A 14,244-nucleotide genomic window follows, 5' to 3' on the forward strand; every position below is an offset into this window, starting at 1 on the left:
CGCGCTCCAGCAGGGTGCCGGCCCGCCCCGGGCCGACCGGCCAGGCCGGTGGCTGGCAGACTGTTCCGGCGTGACCCGTACCCCGTCCGGACGCCGGGCCAGCCTGGACAAGCAGCCGCACGAGGTGGCGGCGATGTTCGACGAAGTGGCGTCCCGGTATGACCTGACCAACACCGTGATCTCGTTCGGGCAGGACCGGCGGTGGCGCCGGGCCACCCTGGCCGCCCTCGACCTGCGTCCCGGTGACCGGGTGCTCGACGTGGGCGCCGGCACCGGGGTCTCCACCGCCGAGCTGGCCACCTCGGGGGCGTACGCGGTGGGGTTGGATCTCTCCATCGGGATGCTCCGGGCGGGCCGACGGAGCCGGCCCGAGGTGCCGTTGCTGGCCGGTGACGCACTCCGGCTGCCGTTCCCGGACGAGACCTTCGACGCGGTCACCATCTCGCTGGCGCTGCGCAACGTGGTGGACACCGAGGCGGCGCTCCGGGAGATGGCCCGGGTCACCCGGCCGGGCGGCCGGCTGGTGGTCTGCGAGTTCAGCACCCCGACCAACCCGGTCTTCCGGACGGTCTACCTCTCCTACCTCATGCGCTCGCTGCCGGCGGTGGCCCGGGCGGTGGCGAGCAACCCGGACGCGTACGTCTATCTGGCCGAGTCGATCCGGGCCTGGCCGGACCAGGCCGGGCTGGCCGGGCAGATCGGCCGGTCCGGATGGCACCGGGTCGGCTGGCGGAACCTGACCGGCGGCATCGTCGCGCTGCACCGCGCGATACGTCCCTGATTTTCCGGCTCATACTGCTTTAGCCGGTTTTGATCCGCGAGCGGCTTTCCGGCCGTAGGCTGCGCCCATGGCGGGGGCAGACCGGCGGGTCGACGGCGACGAGCAGCCGGCCGAGGAGACGCCGGCGGTCGCGGGCCCGCCGGACGCGCGGCACCGGAGCGACGACGCACCGGACCGCGACGCCGCCGAGCCGGCGCGCGGTGCTGCCACCGACCCGAGCCGCGACACCGCCGAGCCGGCGACCGAGGATGTCGATCCGGAGGCCGAGGCGGCCGAGTTGATCGCGCAGATCCGGGAGCTGGCCGGGCCCGACCCGGTCGCGGTCCGGACCGTGGTCGCCGAGGTACTGGCCGCGCTCGACCGGGTCAGCGGCGGCACCCTGCGGGAGCAACTGCCGTACGAGCACGAGCGCACCCCGGACGGCGACCCGGCGCCGGCCGGCAGCTATCCGAGCGAGCGGCCGACGGCGACCGGCGACCATCCGGTGGAGGGGATGTCGGAGAACGGCGGTGCGGCGGCGGGCGGTGCTCCGGCCGGGCGGCTGTCGGGAAACGGTGCCGGGCCGGCCGAGGGTCATGCCGCAGCCGCCGGTTACCCGGTGGAGCCGCATCCGGTGGAGCCGCATCCGGTCGAGCCGCATCCGGTCGAGCCGAACCCGCCGGAGCCGCATCCGGCACAGCCGCAGCCGGGGCAACCCCAGCCGGGGCGGCCCGGCCCGGCCGACCCGCATCCGCCGGCACCCGGGCCGGGACAGCCGCATCCGGCCGATCCGCACCCCTCCGATCCGCACCCGGTGCGGCCCCCGACCGATCCACATCCGGCGGAACCAGGGCCGGTCACCCCGGGTCCGATCAAACGCCGTCCGGCGCAACGCAGCGGCGAGGACCGGACCTGAGGTGAGGCATGCCCGACCGGCCGGAACGACGGGCCGCGACCGGGGCCGGAACGGGCCCGGGAAGGTAGCCAACACGCCTACCTCGGCAACTTAGGGTCGCCTAACCGGTCGCCGGCCACTTCGCGGTTCTAGACTCCTCCCCGGACGAGGCTTGTGAAGCATTTCACGAGCGATCGGGAGGGGAGGCGCGGATGACCACGATCGACTACGACGCGGACGTCATCGTCGTCGGCGCCGGTCCAGGTGGATCGACAACCGCCTATCACCTGGCCCGACACGGCGTACGCGTGCTGCTGCTGGAGAAGACCGAGTTCCCCCGGGAGAAGGTCTGCGGCGACGGGCTGACCCCACGGGCCGTCAAGCAGCTCGTCAAGCTCGGCGTCGACACCTCGCCCGAGGCGGGCTGGCTGCACAACCGGGGACTGCGGGTCATCGGCGGCGGCGTACGGCTCGAACTCGACTGGCCCGAGCTGGCCAGCTTCCCCAACTACGGACTGGTGCGTACCCGGCTCGACTTCGACGACCTGCTGGCCAAGCGGGCGGTCGAGGCCGGCGCGGAGCTGCGTACCGGGGTGAACGTCACCGGCCCGGTGCTCGGCGAGGACGGCCGGGTGGTGGGGGTCACCGCCGAGAGCGGCCCGGACAAGGCTCCGGCCCGCTTCTCCGCCCCGCTGGTGATCGCCGCCGACGGCGTCTCCGGGCGGCTCCCGATCGCGCTGGGCCTGAACAAGCGGGAGGACCGGCCGATCGGCGTCGCCGTCCGCCGCTACTACCGCTCGCCGGCCAAGCACGACGACAACTACCTGGAGTCGTGGCTGGAGCTGCGCAGCAAGGAGCACCCCGACAAGCTGCTGCCCGGGTACGGGTGGATCTTCGGGATGGGAGACGGCCGGGTCAACGTCGGGCTGGGCGCGCTGAACTCCTCGGCCGCGTTCGGCAAGACCAACTACCGGCGGCTGCTGGTCGACTGGCTCGCCGGCACCCCGGCCGAATGGGGCATGACCGACGAGACCAACGCGGACGGGCCGATCCTCGGCGCCGCCCTGCCGATGGGCTTCAACCGGGTGCCGCACTACACCCGGGGCGTGCTCCTGGTCGGCGACTCCGGCGGCATGGTCAACCCGTTCAACGGCGAGGGCATCGCGTACGCGATGGAGTCCGGCGAACTCGCCGCCGAGATCGTGGTGCAGGCGCTGGCCCGCCCGGCGGGTGCCGATCGGGAACGCGCGCTGGCCGGCTACCCCGCCGAGCTGAAGGCCCGGTACGGCGGCTACTACCGGCTCGGCAACATCTTCGTGAAGATGATCGGCAATCCGCACGTGATGCGGATCGCCACCAAGCACGGCATGCCGCATCCGACCCTGATGCGGTTCGTGCTCAAACTGCTGGCGAACCTGACCGATCCGCGCGGCGGGGACGCGATGGACCGGGTCATCAACGCGATGACGAAGGTGGCTCCGGCCGTGTGAACCGCCGCCGGCCCCGGCAGGGGGCGCCAGTGGCACCCCGGGCAGCGTCGCCCGGACGACTGTGAATAGTGTGAATTTGGAAATTGACCGAGGGCCGGGAAGGACGAGCAGGGGAAAACAATGTCGCTCTCGCCGTACGTACCCATCATCGGGCTGTTCGCCCTCGCCGCGGCGTTCGCGCTGTTCTCCGTCGCTGCGGCGCGCTTCGCCGGCCCCCGGCGCTACAACAAAGCCAAGCTCGAGGCGTACGAGTGCGGCATCGAACCGAGCCCGCAGCCGGTCGGCGGCGGCCGGTTCCCGATCAAGTTCTACCTGACGGCGATGCTGTTCATCGTCTTCGACATCGAGATCATCTTCCTGTACCCGTGGGCGGTCAACTTCGACATGCTCGGGCTCTTCGGCTTCGTGGAGATGGTGCTGTTCATCGTCGCGGTCTTCGTCGCGTACGCCTATGTCTGGCGGCGTGGCGGCCTGGACTGGGACTGAGGGAGGTCGTCAGATGGGTATCGAGGAGAAGCTCCCGTCCGGGATCCTGCTCACCTCGGTCGAGAAGCTGGTCAACTGGTCCCGGAAGTCGTCGTTCTGGGGCGCCACCTTCGGCCTGGCCTGCTGCGCGATCGAGATGATGGCGGCCGGTGGCTCCCACTACGACCTCGGCCGGTGGGGCATGGAGGTGTTCCGCGCCTCGCCGCGACAGGCGGACCTGATGATCGTGGCCGGCCGGGTGAGCCAGAAGATGGCCCCGGTGCTGCGCCAGATCTACGACCAGATGGCCGAGCCCCGCTGGGTGCTCTCGATGGGCGTCTGCGCCAGCAGCGGCGGCATGTTCAACAACTACGCGATCGTGCAGGGCGTCGACCACGTCGTACCGGTCGACATGTACCTGCCCGGCTGTCCGCCCCGGCCGGAGATGCTGATCGACGCGATTCTCAAGCTGCGCGAGAAGATCGGCCACGAGCCGCTCGGCCCGAACGGCCGCAAGATGCTCGAGGCACGCCAGGCGCGCGGCGCCGTACCGCTGGTGACGCCCGGCTCGATGCCCTCGTCGTACCGCAACGACAAGGCGCGGCGGGCCGAGTGGACCCGGGCGGTTGCCGAGGGGCGCGAGGAGCAGCTCCGGATCGAGAACTGGATGAAGGCGCAGAACCACCTGGTGGGAAGGGCCGAGCGATGAGCGAGCGGAGCGAACGGACCGGCCGGCTCAGCGCGAACGTGCCTCATGTCGGCCCGGAGCGCAGCGGAGGGACGGCATGAGCGAGCCCAACAAGACCAGCGAGCAGCCGGGCGGCGGCGTGCCGGTGGCCCGGCCGCCGATCGGGGCGACCAGCGGGGCGCCGGCCGAACTGCCCCCGGCCAGCCCGGCCGGGCGGGGCATGTTCGGCATCCACGGCAGCGGCGACACCTCCGGCTTCGGCGGCCTGGTCCGGCAGCGGGTCGGCGTGGAGAGCAGCCCCCGGCCGTACGGCGGCTACTTCGACGAGGTCGCCGACGCGCTGGAGGAGGCGTACCCGGGCTTCGCCGACGCGATCGAGAAGGTCGTGGTCGACCGGGGCGAGCTGACCCTGCACATCCGCCCCGAGCGGATCGTCGAGGTCTGCCAGGTGCTCCGGGACGACCAGGCGCTCCGCTTCGAGCTCTGCTCCTCGGTCTCCGGGGTCGACTACCTCGGCTCCGACGCCCGCCGGCTGCACGTCGTCTACCAGCTCACCTCGATGACCTACCGCCGGCAGCTCCGGCTGGAGGTCGCGGTGACCGCCGAGGAGCCCCGGGTGCCGAGCGTCACCTCGGTCTACCCCACGGCGGACTGGCAGGAGCGGGAGGCGTACGACATGTTCGGCGTCGTCTTCGACGGCCACCCCGGCCTGACCCGGATCCTGATGCCGGACGACTGGGAGGGCCACCCGCAGCGCAAGGACTACCCGCTCGGCGGCGTGCCGGTCGAGTACAAGGGCGCCGAGATCCCACCGCCCGACCAGCGGAGGTCGTACCAATGAGCACCTCGACGAACCCGAGCTACGCCGAGTCCCGGGAGACCACCGAGGGCCGGGTCTTCACCGTCACCGGTGGCGACTGGGACCAGGTGGTCAGCGGGCACGACCCGATCAACGACGAGCGGATCATCGTCAACATGGGTCCGCAGCACCCGTCGACGCACGGCGTGCTCCGGCTGATCCTGGAGCTGGAGGGCGAGACCGTCCGGGAGGCCCGGGCGGTGGTCGGCTACCTGCACACCGGGATCGAGAAGAATCTCGAATACCGCAACTGGGTGCAGGGCAGCACGTTCGTCACCCGGATGGACTACCTCTCGCCGCTGTTCAACGAGACGGCGTACAGCCTGGCGGTGGAGAAGCTGCTCGGCATCACCGACGAGGTGACCGAGCGGGCCACCACCATCCGGGTGCTGATGATGGAGCTGAACCGGATCTCCTCGCACCTGGTCTGGATCGCCACCACGGCGATGGAGCTGGGCGCGGTCAACGTGATGCTCTACGGCTTCCGCGAGCGCGAGTACGTGCTGGAGATCTTCGAGCTGATCACCGGCCTGCGGATGAACATGGCGTACGTCCGGCCGGGCGGGGTCGCCCAGGACATCCCGGACGAGGCGATCGTCAAGATCCGCGAGTTCCTGAAACTGCTGCCGAAGCGGCTCAAGGAATACGAGGACATGCTCTCCGGCCAGCCGATCTGGCTGGAGCGGACCAAGGACGTGGGAGTGCTCGACGTCACCGGCTGCCTGGCGCTCGGCGTCACCGGCCCGGTGCTTCGCTCGGCCGGGCTGGCCTGGGACATCCGCAAGACCATGCCGTACTGCGGCTACGAGAACTACGAGTTCGACGTGCCGACCACCTCCAGCGGTGACGTCTGGGGCCGCTACCTGGTCCGGATGGCCGAGATGCGGGAGTCGCTCAAGATCGTCGAGCAGGCTCTCGACAGGCTCCGCCCCGGCCCGATCATGGTGGCCGACAAAAAGATCGCCTGGCCCGCGCAGCTCGCCATCGGCGTCGACGGGATGGGCAACTCGCTGGAGCACGTCGCCAAGATCATGGGTCAGTCGATGGAGTCGCTGATCCACCACTTCAAGCTGGTCACCGAGGGCTTCCGGGTGCCACCGGGCCAGGTCTACGTCGGAATCGAGTCGCCCCGCGGCGAGCTGGGCGTGCACGCGGTCTCCGACGGGGGCACCCGGCCGTACCGGGTGCACTACCGCGAGCCCAGCTTCGTCAACCTCCAGGCGCTGCCGGCGATGGCCGAGGGCGGCCTGATCGCGGACGTGATCGCGGGCGGCGCGTCGCTGGACCCGGTGATGGGTGGGTGTGATCGCTAGTGACTCAGTCTCAGTTTGGCAACGCGGCGTCCCGGCTCGACGGTCTGGTGACCGGGCCGGGCGAGGTGCCGGCACAGCGCAACGGCGGCGGCTCGCGCAGCGCCGACCTGCACGCGAAGCTCGACGAGCGGGCGCGGGAGATCGTCGCCCGCTACCCGGCCGACCGGTCCCGTTCGGCGTTGCTGCCGCTGCTGCACCTGGTGCAGTCCGAGGAGGGGTACGTCTCCCCGGCCGGCGTGGAGTTCTGCGCCGACGTACTCGGGCTGAACAAGGCGCAGGTCGGCGCCGTGGCCACCTTCTACACCATGTACAAGCGCCGGCCCACCGGCGACTGGCTGGTCAGCGTCTGCACCAACACCATGTGCAACGTGCTCGGCGGGCAGCAGGTCTACGACGCGCTGACCGAGCACCTCGGGGTCGGGCACGACGAGACCACCCCGGACGGCAAGATCACCCTGGAGCACGCCGAGTGCCTGGCGGCCTGCGACTACGGCCCGGTGATGACCGTCAACTACGACTTCTTCGACCAGGTCGACCCGGACGCGGCGGTCGCGGTCGTCAACGAGCTGCGCGCGGGCGGTCGTCCGCAGCCCAGCCGGGGCGCCCGGCTCTGCACCCTCAAGGAGATGTCGCTGCAACTGGCCGGCTTCGCCGATCCGCGCGAGGAAGCGGTGGCCGACGGGCTGGCCGGCGACCCGACGCTGGCCGGGCTGCGGCTGGCCCAGCAGCACGGCATCTCGGTGGCCGGCTACGACCCGAACACCCCGATCAAGGGCAGCCAGACCGGTGACAAGCCGGCCCCGGCGACCACCCGGCCGGCCGCCGCCACCGGCAGCACCGCGCCGGACGTGAAGTCGCCGGACAACAAGTCGCCACAGGTGCGTACCGCCGAGACCCGGAACCCGGACGCGAAGACCGCGGTCCCGGACGCGCCCGGGACGACGCCGCCGGTCGACGGCGTACCGGCCGGACCGGCCGACGCGAAGTCCGCCGAGGCGGCCGGCACCGCCGCCAACAAGCCGGCCAGCGACGCCAAGCCGGCCGGCGACGGTACGGAGGCGCAGGAGCGCTCGCTGCAGTCGGCCGCGAGCGAAGAGGAGGCTGAGAAGTGACCACGACGCCTCGGCGGGAGACGCTGGAGAAGCTGACCCCGGTGCTCACCAAGCGCTGGCTGTCGCCGGACGCCTGGCGGCTCGACGTCTACCAGCGGCTGGACGGCTACGCGGCGCTGCGCAAGGCGCTCGCCGCCCACCCGGACGACCTGATCCAACTCGTCAAGGACTCCGGCCTGCGCGGCCGGGGCGGTGCCGGCTTCCCGACCGGACTCAAGTGGGGCTTCATCCCGCAGGGCGACGGCAAGCCGCACTACCTGGTGGTCAACGCCGACGAGGGCGAGCCGGGCACCTGCAAGGACCTGCCGCTGATGACCCACGACCCGCACTCGCTGGTCGAGGGCGTGATCATCGCCTCGTACGCGATCCGGGCCAACCGCGCCTACATCTACATCCGGGGCGAGGCGGTGCACGCGGCCCGGCGGCTGCGCAACGCCGTGCAGGAGGCTTACCGGGCCGGCTATCTCGGGGAGAACATCCTCGGTACCGGCTTCGACCTGGACCTGGTGGTGCACAGCGGGGCCGGGGCGTACATCTGCGGCGAGGAGACGGCGCTGCTGGACTCGCTGGAGGGGTTCCGGGGCCAGCCCCGGCTGCGCCCGCCGTTCCCGGCGACCCACGGCCTGTACGCCTGCCCGACCGTGGTCAACAACGTCGGCACCATCGCCAGCGTGCCGTACATCGTGCTGGGCGGGGCGGCCTGGTGGAAGAGCATGGGCACGGAGAAGTCCTCCGGGCCGATGATCTACTCCCTCTCCGGCCGGATCAACAACCCGGGGCAGTACGAAGCCGGGCTCGGCATCACGCTGCGCGAGCTGATCGAGCTGGCCGGCGGCATGCAGCCCGGGCACAACCTGCGATTCTGGACCCCGGGCGGCTCCTCGACCCCGCTGCTCACCGCCGAGCACCTGGACGTGCCGCTGGACTTCGAGGGGGTGGCGGCGGCCGGCTCGATCCTCGGCACCACCGCGACCCAGATCTTCTCCGACCAGGACTGCCCGGTCTACGCCACCTACCGGTGGCTGGAGTTCTATCACCACGAGTCGTGCGGAAAGTGCACGCCGTGCCGGGAGGGCAACTACTGGATGGTCCGCACCTACCGGCGGATCCTGGCCGGGCAGGGCACCCACGAGGACCTGGACACCCTGCTGGACACCTGCGACAACATCCTCGGCCGCTCGTTCTGCGGTCTCGGTGACGGCGCGACCAGCCCGGTGACCTCCTCGCTGCAGTACTTCAAGCAGGACTACCTCGACTACATCGAGGGCCGGACGGCTCCCAAGCTGTCGGAGAAGACCCTGGTAGGAGCGCACTAATGGTGAGCGCGAGGAGCGAGTGTTCCGGGGCGGCTCGCGTGGGACGCGGTCGCGCCGGAACACGAGTTGAGCTTGCGAGCCCCGCAGTCGCGAACGGAAGGCGGCTCTGACATGACGGACGTTGCGAAGCAGACCGAGACCGTCACGCTCACCATCGACGGCATCGAGGTGACGGCGCCGAAGGGTGCGCTGCTGATCCGGGTCGCCGAACAGCTGGGCATCGAGATCCCCCGGTTCTGCGACCACCCGCTGCTCGCCCCGGCCGGTGCCTGCCGGCAGTGCCTGGTCGAGGTGGAGGGGCAGCGCAAGCCGGTCGCCTCCTGCACCCAGACCGTCGCCGACGGCATGGTGGTACGCACCCAGCTCACCTCTCCGGTCGCCAAGAAGGCGCAGGAGGGGATCATGGAGCTGCTCCTGGTCAACCACCCGCTCGACTGCCCGATGTGCGACAAGGGCGGCGAGTGCCCGCTGCAGAACCAGGCGATGTCCACCGGCCGGACCGAGACCCGCTTCCACGAGCCCAAGCGGGAGTACGAGAAGCCGGTCAACATCTCCAGCCAGGTCCTGCTGGACCGGGAGCGCTGCGTACTCTGCCAGCGCTGCACCCGGTTCTCCGAGGAGATCGCCGGGGACAAGTTCATCGACCTGATGGGCCGGTCCAGCGCCGAAGAGATCAACGTCTACCGGGACGAGTACTACGGCGAGGAGAGCGCCGAGGGCGACGTCCCGTTCAACTCGTACTTCTCCGGCAACACCGTTCAGATCTGCCCGGTCGGCGCGCTGACCGGTGCGCAGTACCGGTTCCGGGCCCGCCCGTTCGACCTGGTCTCCACCCCGAGCGTCTGTGAGCACTGCTCGGCCGGCTGCGCCCAGCGCACCGACCACCGGCGCGGCAAGGTGATGCGCCGGCTGGCCGGCGACGACCCGGCGGTGAACGAGGAGTGGAACTGCGACAAGGGCCGCTGGGGCTTCCGGTACGCCACCGCCAACGAGCGGATCACCAAGCCGATGGTCCGGGACGCCAAGACCGGTGAACTGCGCGAGGCGTCCTGGAGCGAGGCGTTCGCCGTCGCCGCCGACGGGCTGCGCGAGGCGCGCGACTCCGCGCGCGGGGTCGGGGTGCTCACCGGCGGCCGGCTCACCGTCGAGGACGCGTACGCGTACGCGAAGTTCGCCCGGGTGGCGCTGCACAGCAACGACATCGACTTCCGGGCCCGGCCGCTCTCCGCCGAGGAGGCCCAGTTCCTGGCCAGCACGGTGGCCGGGACGACCGAGGTGACCTACGCCGACGTCGAGCGGGCGCCGGCCGTGGTGATCGCCGGGCTGGAGCCGGAGGAGGAGTGCCCGATCCTCTTCCTGCGGCTGCGCAAGGCGTACAACAAGCGCGGGCTGAAGGTGCTGGCGCTGGCCCCGTTCGTTACCCGGGGGCTGGCCAAGATCGGCGCGACGGTGCTGACCGCCGCCCCCGGCGACGAGGCCAAGCTGCTCGCCGGGCACGCCTCGGTCGCCGAGGCGCTGCGCCAGCCCGGCGCGGTGCTGCTGGTCGGCGAGCGGCTGGCCACGGTGCCGGGTGGGCTCTCCGCCGCCGCCGAGCTGGCCGAGCGTACCGGTGCCAAGCTGGCCTGGGTGCCTCGCCGGGCGGGCGACCGCGGCGCGGTCGACGCCGGCTGCCTGCCGAACCTGCTCCCCGGCGGACGCCCGGTGACCGACGCGGCCGGCCGGGCCGAGTTGGCCGGCGCCTGGGATCTGGCCGCCGGGGTCATCCCGAGCCAGCCCGGCCGGGACACCGACGGCATCATCGCGGCCGCCGCCGAGGGCTCACTCGGCGCGCTGGTGGTGGCCGGGGTCGACCCGGCCGACCTGGCCGACCCGAGGCTCGCCGACGCGGCCCTGGAGAAGGTGCCGTTCCTGGTCAGCCTGGAGCTGCGGCACAACGCGGTGACCCGCCGCGCCGACGTGGTCTTCCCGGTCGCCCCGGTGGTGGAGAAGGCCGGCAGCTTCCTCGACTGGGAAGGCCGGCTGCGCACCTTCGAGGCGGTGCTGAACACCACCGCGATGACCGACGCCCGGGTGCTGGACGCGATCGCCGCCCAGCTCGACGTGCGGCTCGGCACCGGCGACGTGAACAGCGTCCGCCGCGAGCTGGGTGCGCTGCCGGCGACCAAGGCCAACCGGACCGCCGCCCCGGCCGTCGAGCCGGCCGCGCCGGTCCGGCCCGGCCCGGGCGAGGCGGTCCTCGCCACCTGGCACCAGCTCATCGACGCCGGCACGCTGACCGAGGGCGACCCGGCACTCGGCGGCACCGCCCGGCCACCGGTGGTCCGGCTCGGCAAGGCCGCCGCTGAGGCGCTGGGAGTGGCCGAGGGCGACGCGGTCACGGTCGGCACCGACCGGGGCGCGCTGACCCTGCCGGCGGCGATCACCGACCTGCCGGACGACGTGGTCTGGCTGCCCACCAACTCGCCCGGCGCGAGCGTCCGGCGCAGCCTGGGCGCCACGTCCGGCGCGGTCGTCCGGCTCAGCGCCGGCCCGGCCACCCCGGTCGCCGCAGACGCGGCGGGCAAGCCGGGGCCGCTGCTGAACAGCGCTGGAGGTACCCGATGAAGCTGGTCTACCTCGCCCAGGATCCGACGCTGCAAGACTTCGGCAAGGATCCGTGGTGGCTCGTCCTGATCAAGATCGTGGGGGCGTTCGTCTTCGCGGTGCTGGCCACCCTGCTCGGCGTCTGGTTCGAGCGTCGGGTGGTGGCCCGGATGGCCCAGCGGCCCGGCCTGAACCAGATCGGCCCGTTCGGTCTGCTCCAGACCCTCGCCGACGGTATCAAGATGGCCTTCAAGGAGGACATCCTGCCGAAGGCGGCCGACAAGGTCGTCTACTTCTTCGCGCCGACCATCTCGACGATCTGTGCGGTGACCGCGCTGTCGGTGGTGCCGTTCGGTCCGATGGTGAGCATCTTCGGTGAGCGGACCCCGCTCCAGGTCACCGACGTCTCGGTGGCCGTACTGGTGCTGCTGGCCTGCTCCTCGATGGGCGTCTACGGCATCGTGCTCGGCGGCTGGGCCTCCGGGTCGACGTACCCGCTGCTCGGCGGTCTGCGCTCCAGCGCCCAGATGATCTCGTACGAGGTGGCGATGGGCCTGAGCATCGTCGCGGTCTTCATGACCGCCGGCACGATGTCGACCAGCGGCATCGTCAGCCAGCAGGCCGACGGCACCCGGCTCAACCTCTTCGGCGTGGTCGACCTGCCCGCCCCCGGCTGGTACGCGATCCTGCTGCTGCCGAGCTTCATCATCTTCTTCATCTCCACCGTCGGCGAGACCAACCGGGCGCCGTTCGACCTGCCCGAGGCCGAGTCGGAGCTGGTCGCCGGCTTCATGACCGAGTACAGCTCGCTGAAGTTCGCGCTCTTCATGCTCAGTGAGTACGTCGCCATGGTGACGATGTCGGCGGTCACCACGACGCTCTTCCTCGGCGGCTGGCGGGCACCCTGGCCGATCACGCTCTGGGAGGGCGCGAACTCCGGCTGGTGGCCGCTGCTCTGGTTCATGGGCAAGGTCATCGGTCTGGTCTTCGTCTTCATCTGGCTGCGCGGCACGCTGCCCCGGCTCCGCTACGACCAGTTCATGCGGCTGGGCTGGAAGGTGCTGCTGCCGATCAACCTGGTCTGGATCCTGGTCCTGGCCGGCATCCGCACCCTGCAGAAGGAGGATCTCGGCGACTCCACCCGCTACTCGGTGATCGCCGGTGCGGTGCTGGTGGTCCTGCTGGTGACGCTGCTCTGGCCGAGTAAGAAGCGGCCGCCGCAGCGGACCCTCCAGGAGAAGGTCAACCGGCGGCCGGCCGGGAGCTTCCCGCTGCCGCCGATGGATCTACAGGTGCCGCCGAGCCCCCGGATGAAACGGGCGGTCGCCGAGCGGGAGCCCGCGAACGTGGGAGCCGGGCAGCCGGGCGACGCCGGTACCGGACACGACGAGAAGGAGGTGTGACGTGGGCGCGATCACCGGGTCGTTCAAGGGTTTCGGGGTCACCTTCTCGCACATGTTCAAGAAGGTCGTCACCACCGACTACCCGTTCAAGCCGCCGGTCTCCGCCCCGCGCTACCACGGGCGGCACATCCTCAACCGGCACCCCGACGGGCTGGAGAAGTGCATCGGCTGCGAGCTGTGCGCCTGGGCCTGCCCGGCCGACGCGATCTACGTCGAGGGTGGCGACAACACCGAGGAGCAGCGCTTCTCGCCCGGCGAGCGGTACGCCAGCACGTACCAGATCAACTATGCCCGGTGCATCTTCTGCGGGCTCTGCATCGAGGCCTGCCCGACCCGTTCGCTGACCATGAGCAACGAGTACGAGCTGGCCCGGGACAACCGGCAGGACCTGATCTTCACCAAGGAGCAGCTACTGGCGCCGCTGCTGCCGGGGATGGAGCAGCCGCCGCACCCGATGCGGCTCGGTGACACCGAGAAGGACTACTACGTCGGCGCGCTGACCAACCCGGGCACCTCGGCCGGCGCCGAGCGGGCGCCCTGGTCCGAGACCGGCACGGTCGACGGCTCCGGTACGACGGGAGAACGGCCGTGACGACATCAGCGGTGCTCGCCGCGGCGGGTGGGGTGACCGGCGGGGAACAGGTGACCTTCTGGATCCTGGCCCCGCTCGCCCTGATCGGGGCGATCGGCACGGTCTGGGCCCGCAACGCGGTGCACTCCGCGCTCTGGCTGGTGCTGACCATGCTCTGCCTGGGCGTCTTCTACGTGCTCCAGTCCGGGCCGTTCATCGGCATGGTGCAGATCATCGTCTACACCGGCGCGATCATGATGCTCTTCCTCTTCGTGCTGATGCTGGTCGGCCGGGACGCGTCGGACTCGCTGATCGAGACGCTGCGCGGGCAGCGGATCGCGGCGATCCTGCTCGGCCTCGGCTTCGGTGCGCTGCTCGCCAGCGGCATGTGGCGGGCGCTCGGCCAGGCGGACGCGGTGGGCCTGGAGCAGGCCAACGCGAACGGCAACGTGCAGGGCATCGCCGCGCTGCTCTTCACCAGGTACGTCTTCGCCTTCGAGGTCACCTCGGCCCTGCTGATCACCGCGGCGGTCGGCGCGATGGTGCTGGCCCACGTCGAGCGGCGCCGTCAGGACCGGATGGACCAGGTCGCCACGATGAAGGCCCGGTTCCGTCCCGGCAACTACCCGGGACCGAAGCCCGGCCCCGGCGTGTACGCCACCTCGTCCTCGGTCGCCACCCCGGCCCGGCTGCCGGACGGCGGGCTGACCGAGCGGAGCGTTCCGAAGATCCTGCCGCAGCGTGAACTCTCCGCCGAGGAGAAGGCGCTGAAGGGGACGGAGAAATAAG

At 71.2% G+C, this 14,244-nt stretch carries 13 protein-coding genes; all 13 read left to right on the top strand.

The genetic code is table 11. The annotated features are described in order from the left end of the window. Positions 1 to 70: 70 nt before the first annotated feature. The 13 genes from AAH979_RS15340 to AAH979_RS15400 all read left to right on the top strand — a co-directional run bounded on the left by AAH979_RS15340 (position 71) and on the right by AAH979_RS15400 (position 14,243). Complete coding sequence (locus AAH979_RS15340) at positions 71 to 781, top strand: demethylmenaquinone methyltransferase (RefSeq protein WP_346258771.1); 711 nt, start codon at positions 71 to 73, stop codon at positions 779 to 781. Between the two features lie 67 nt (positions 782 to 848). After that, a complete protein-coding gene (locus tag AAH979_RS15345) occupies positions 849 to 1,676 on the top strand; it encodes a hypothetical protein (protein WP_346258772.1) in 828 nt (275 codons plus the stop codon). A 191-nt stretch (positions 1,677 to 1,867) separates the two neighbouring features. Then, entirely contained in the window at positions 1,868 to 3,145 is a 1,278-nt protein-coding gene (locus AAH979_RS15350; protein WP_346258773.1) for a geranylgeranyl reductase family protein, read from the top strand. Positions 3,146 to 3,265: 120 nt separating this feature from the next. Next, positions 3,266 to 3,631, top strand: a complete 366-nt coding sequence (locus AAH979_RS15355) for an NADH-quinone oxidoreductase subunit A (protein WP_346258774.1) — start codon at positions 3,266 to 3,268, stop codon at positions 3,629 to 3,631. A gap of 13 nt (positions 3,632 to 3,644) precedes the next feature. Further along, positions 3,645 to 4,319 carry an NADH-quinone oxidoreductase subunit B family protein gene (locus AAH979_RS15360; protein WP_346258775.1) on the top strand — a complete coding sequence of 225 codons (675 nt, stop codon included), beginning with the start codon at positions 3,645 to 3,647 and terminating at the stop codon, positions 4,317 to 4,319. Positions 4,320 to 4,395: 76 nt separating this feature from the next. After that, the gene (locus AAH979_RS15365; RefSeq protein ID WP_346258776.1) at positions 4,396 to 5,139 is read left to right on the top strand and encodes an NADH-quinone oxidoreductase subunit C; all 744 of its coding nucleotides are present in this window, start codon (positions 4,396 to 4,398) and stop codon (positions 5,137 to 5,139) included. Further along, positions 5,136 to 6,470: an NADH-quinone oxidoreductase subunit D gene (locus AAH979_RS15370; RefSeq protein ID WP_346258777.1), complete on the top strand. Its 1,335-nt coding sequence runs from the start codon at positions 5,136 to 5,138 to the stop codon at positions 6,468 to 6,470. The genes AAH979_RS15365 and AAH979_RS15370 overlap by 4 nt, the downstream gene beginning before the upstream one ends. Continuing rightward, positions 6,470 to 7,582, top strand: a complete 1,113-nt coding sequence (gene nuoE / locus AAH979_RS15375; protein ID WP_346258778.1) for an NADH-quinone oxidoreductase subunit NuoE — start codon at positions 6,470 to 6,472, stop codon at positions 7,580 to 7,582. The genes AAH979_RS15370 and nuoE overlap by 1 nt, the downstream gene beginning before the upstream one ends. After that, on the top strand, positions 7,579 to 8,898 hold the full coding sequence (gene nuoF / locus AAH979_RS15380; protein ID WP_346258779.1) for an NADH-quinone oxidoreductase subunit NuoF: 1,320 nt from the start codon (positions 7,579 to 7,581) through the stop codon (positions 8,896 to 8,898). Before nuoE ends, nuoF begins: the two co-directional genes overlap by 4 nt. 111 nt (positions 8,899 to 9,009) lie before the next feature. After that, the gene (locus AAH979_RS15385; protein ID WP_346258780.1) at positions 9,010 to 11,502 is read left to right on the top strand and encodes an NADH-quinone oxidoreductase subunit G; all 2,493 of its coding nucleotides are present in this window, start codon (positions 9,010 to 9,012) and stop codon (positions 11,500 to 11,502) included. 2 nt (positions 11,503 to 11,504) lie between these two features. After that, entirely contained in the window at positions 11,505 to 12,884 is a 1,380-nt protein-coding gene (gene nuoH / locus AAH979_RS15390; RefSeq protein ID WP_346258843.1) for an NADH-quinone oxidoreductase subunit NuoH, read from the top strand. 1 nt (position 12,885) lies between these two features. Further along, on the top strand, positions 12,886 to 13,476 hold the full coding sequence (gene nuoI, locus AAH979_RS15395) for an NADH-quinone oxidoreductase subunit NuoI (RefSeq protein ID WP_346258781.1): 591 nt from the start codon (positions 12,886 to 12,888) through the stop codon (positions 13,474 to 13,476). Beyond that, complete coding sequence (locus AAH979_RS15400) at positions 13,473 to 14,243, top strand: NADH-quinone oxidoreductase subunit J (protein WP_346258782.1); 771 nt, start codon at positions 13,473 to 13,475, stop codon at positions 14,241 to 14,243. Before nuoI ends, AAH979_RS15400 begins: the two co-directional genes overlap by 4 nt. The last annotated feature ends 1 nt before the right edge of the window (position 14,244 follow it).

This window comes from Plantactinospora sp. ZYX-F-223 (assembly GCF_039649625.1).
Taxonomy (GTDB): Bacteria; Actinomycetota; Actinomycetes; order Mycobacteriales; family Micromonosporaceae; genus Plantactinospora.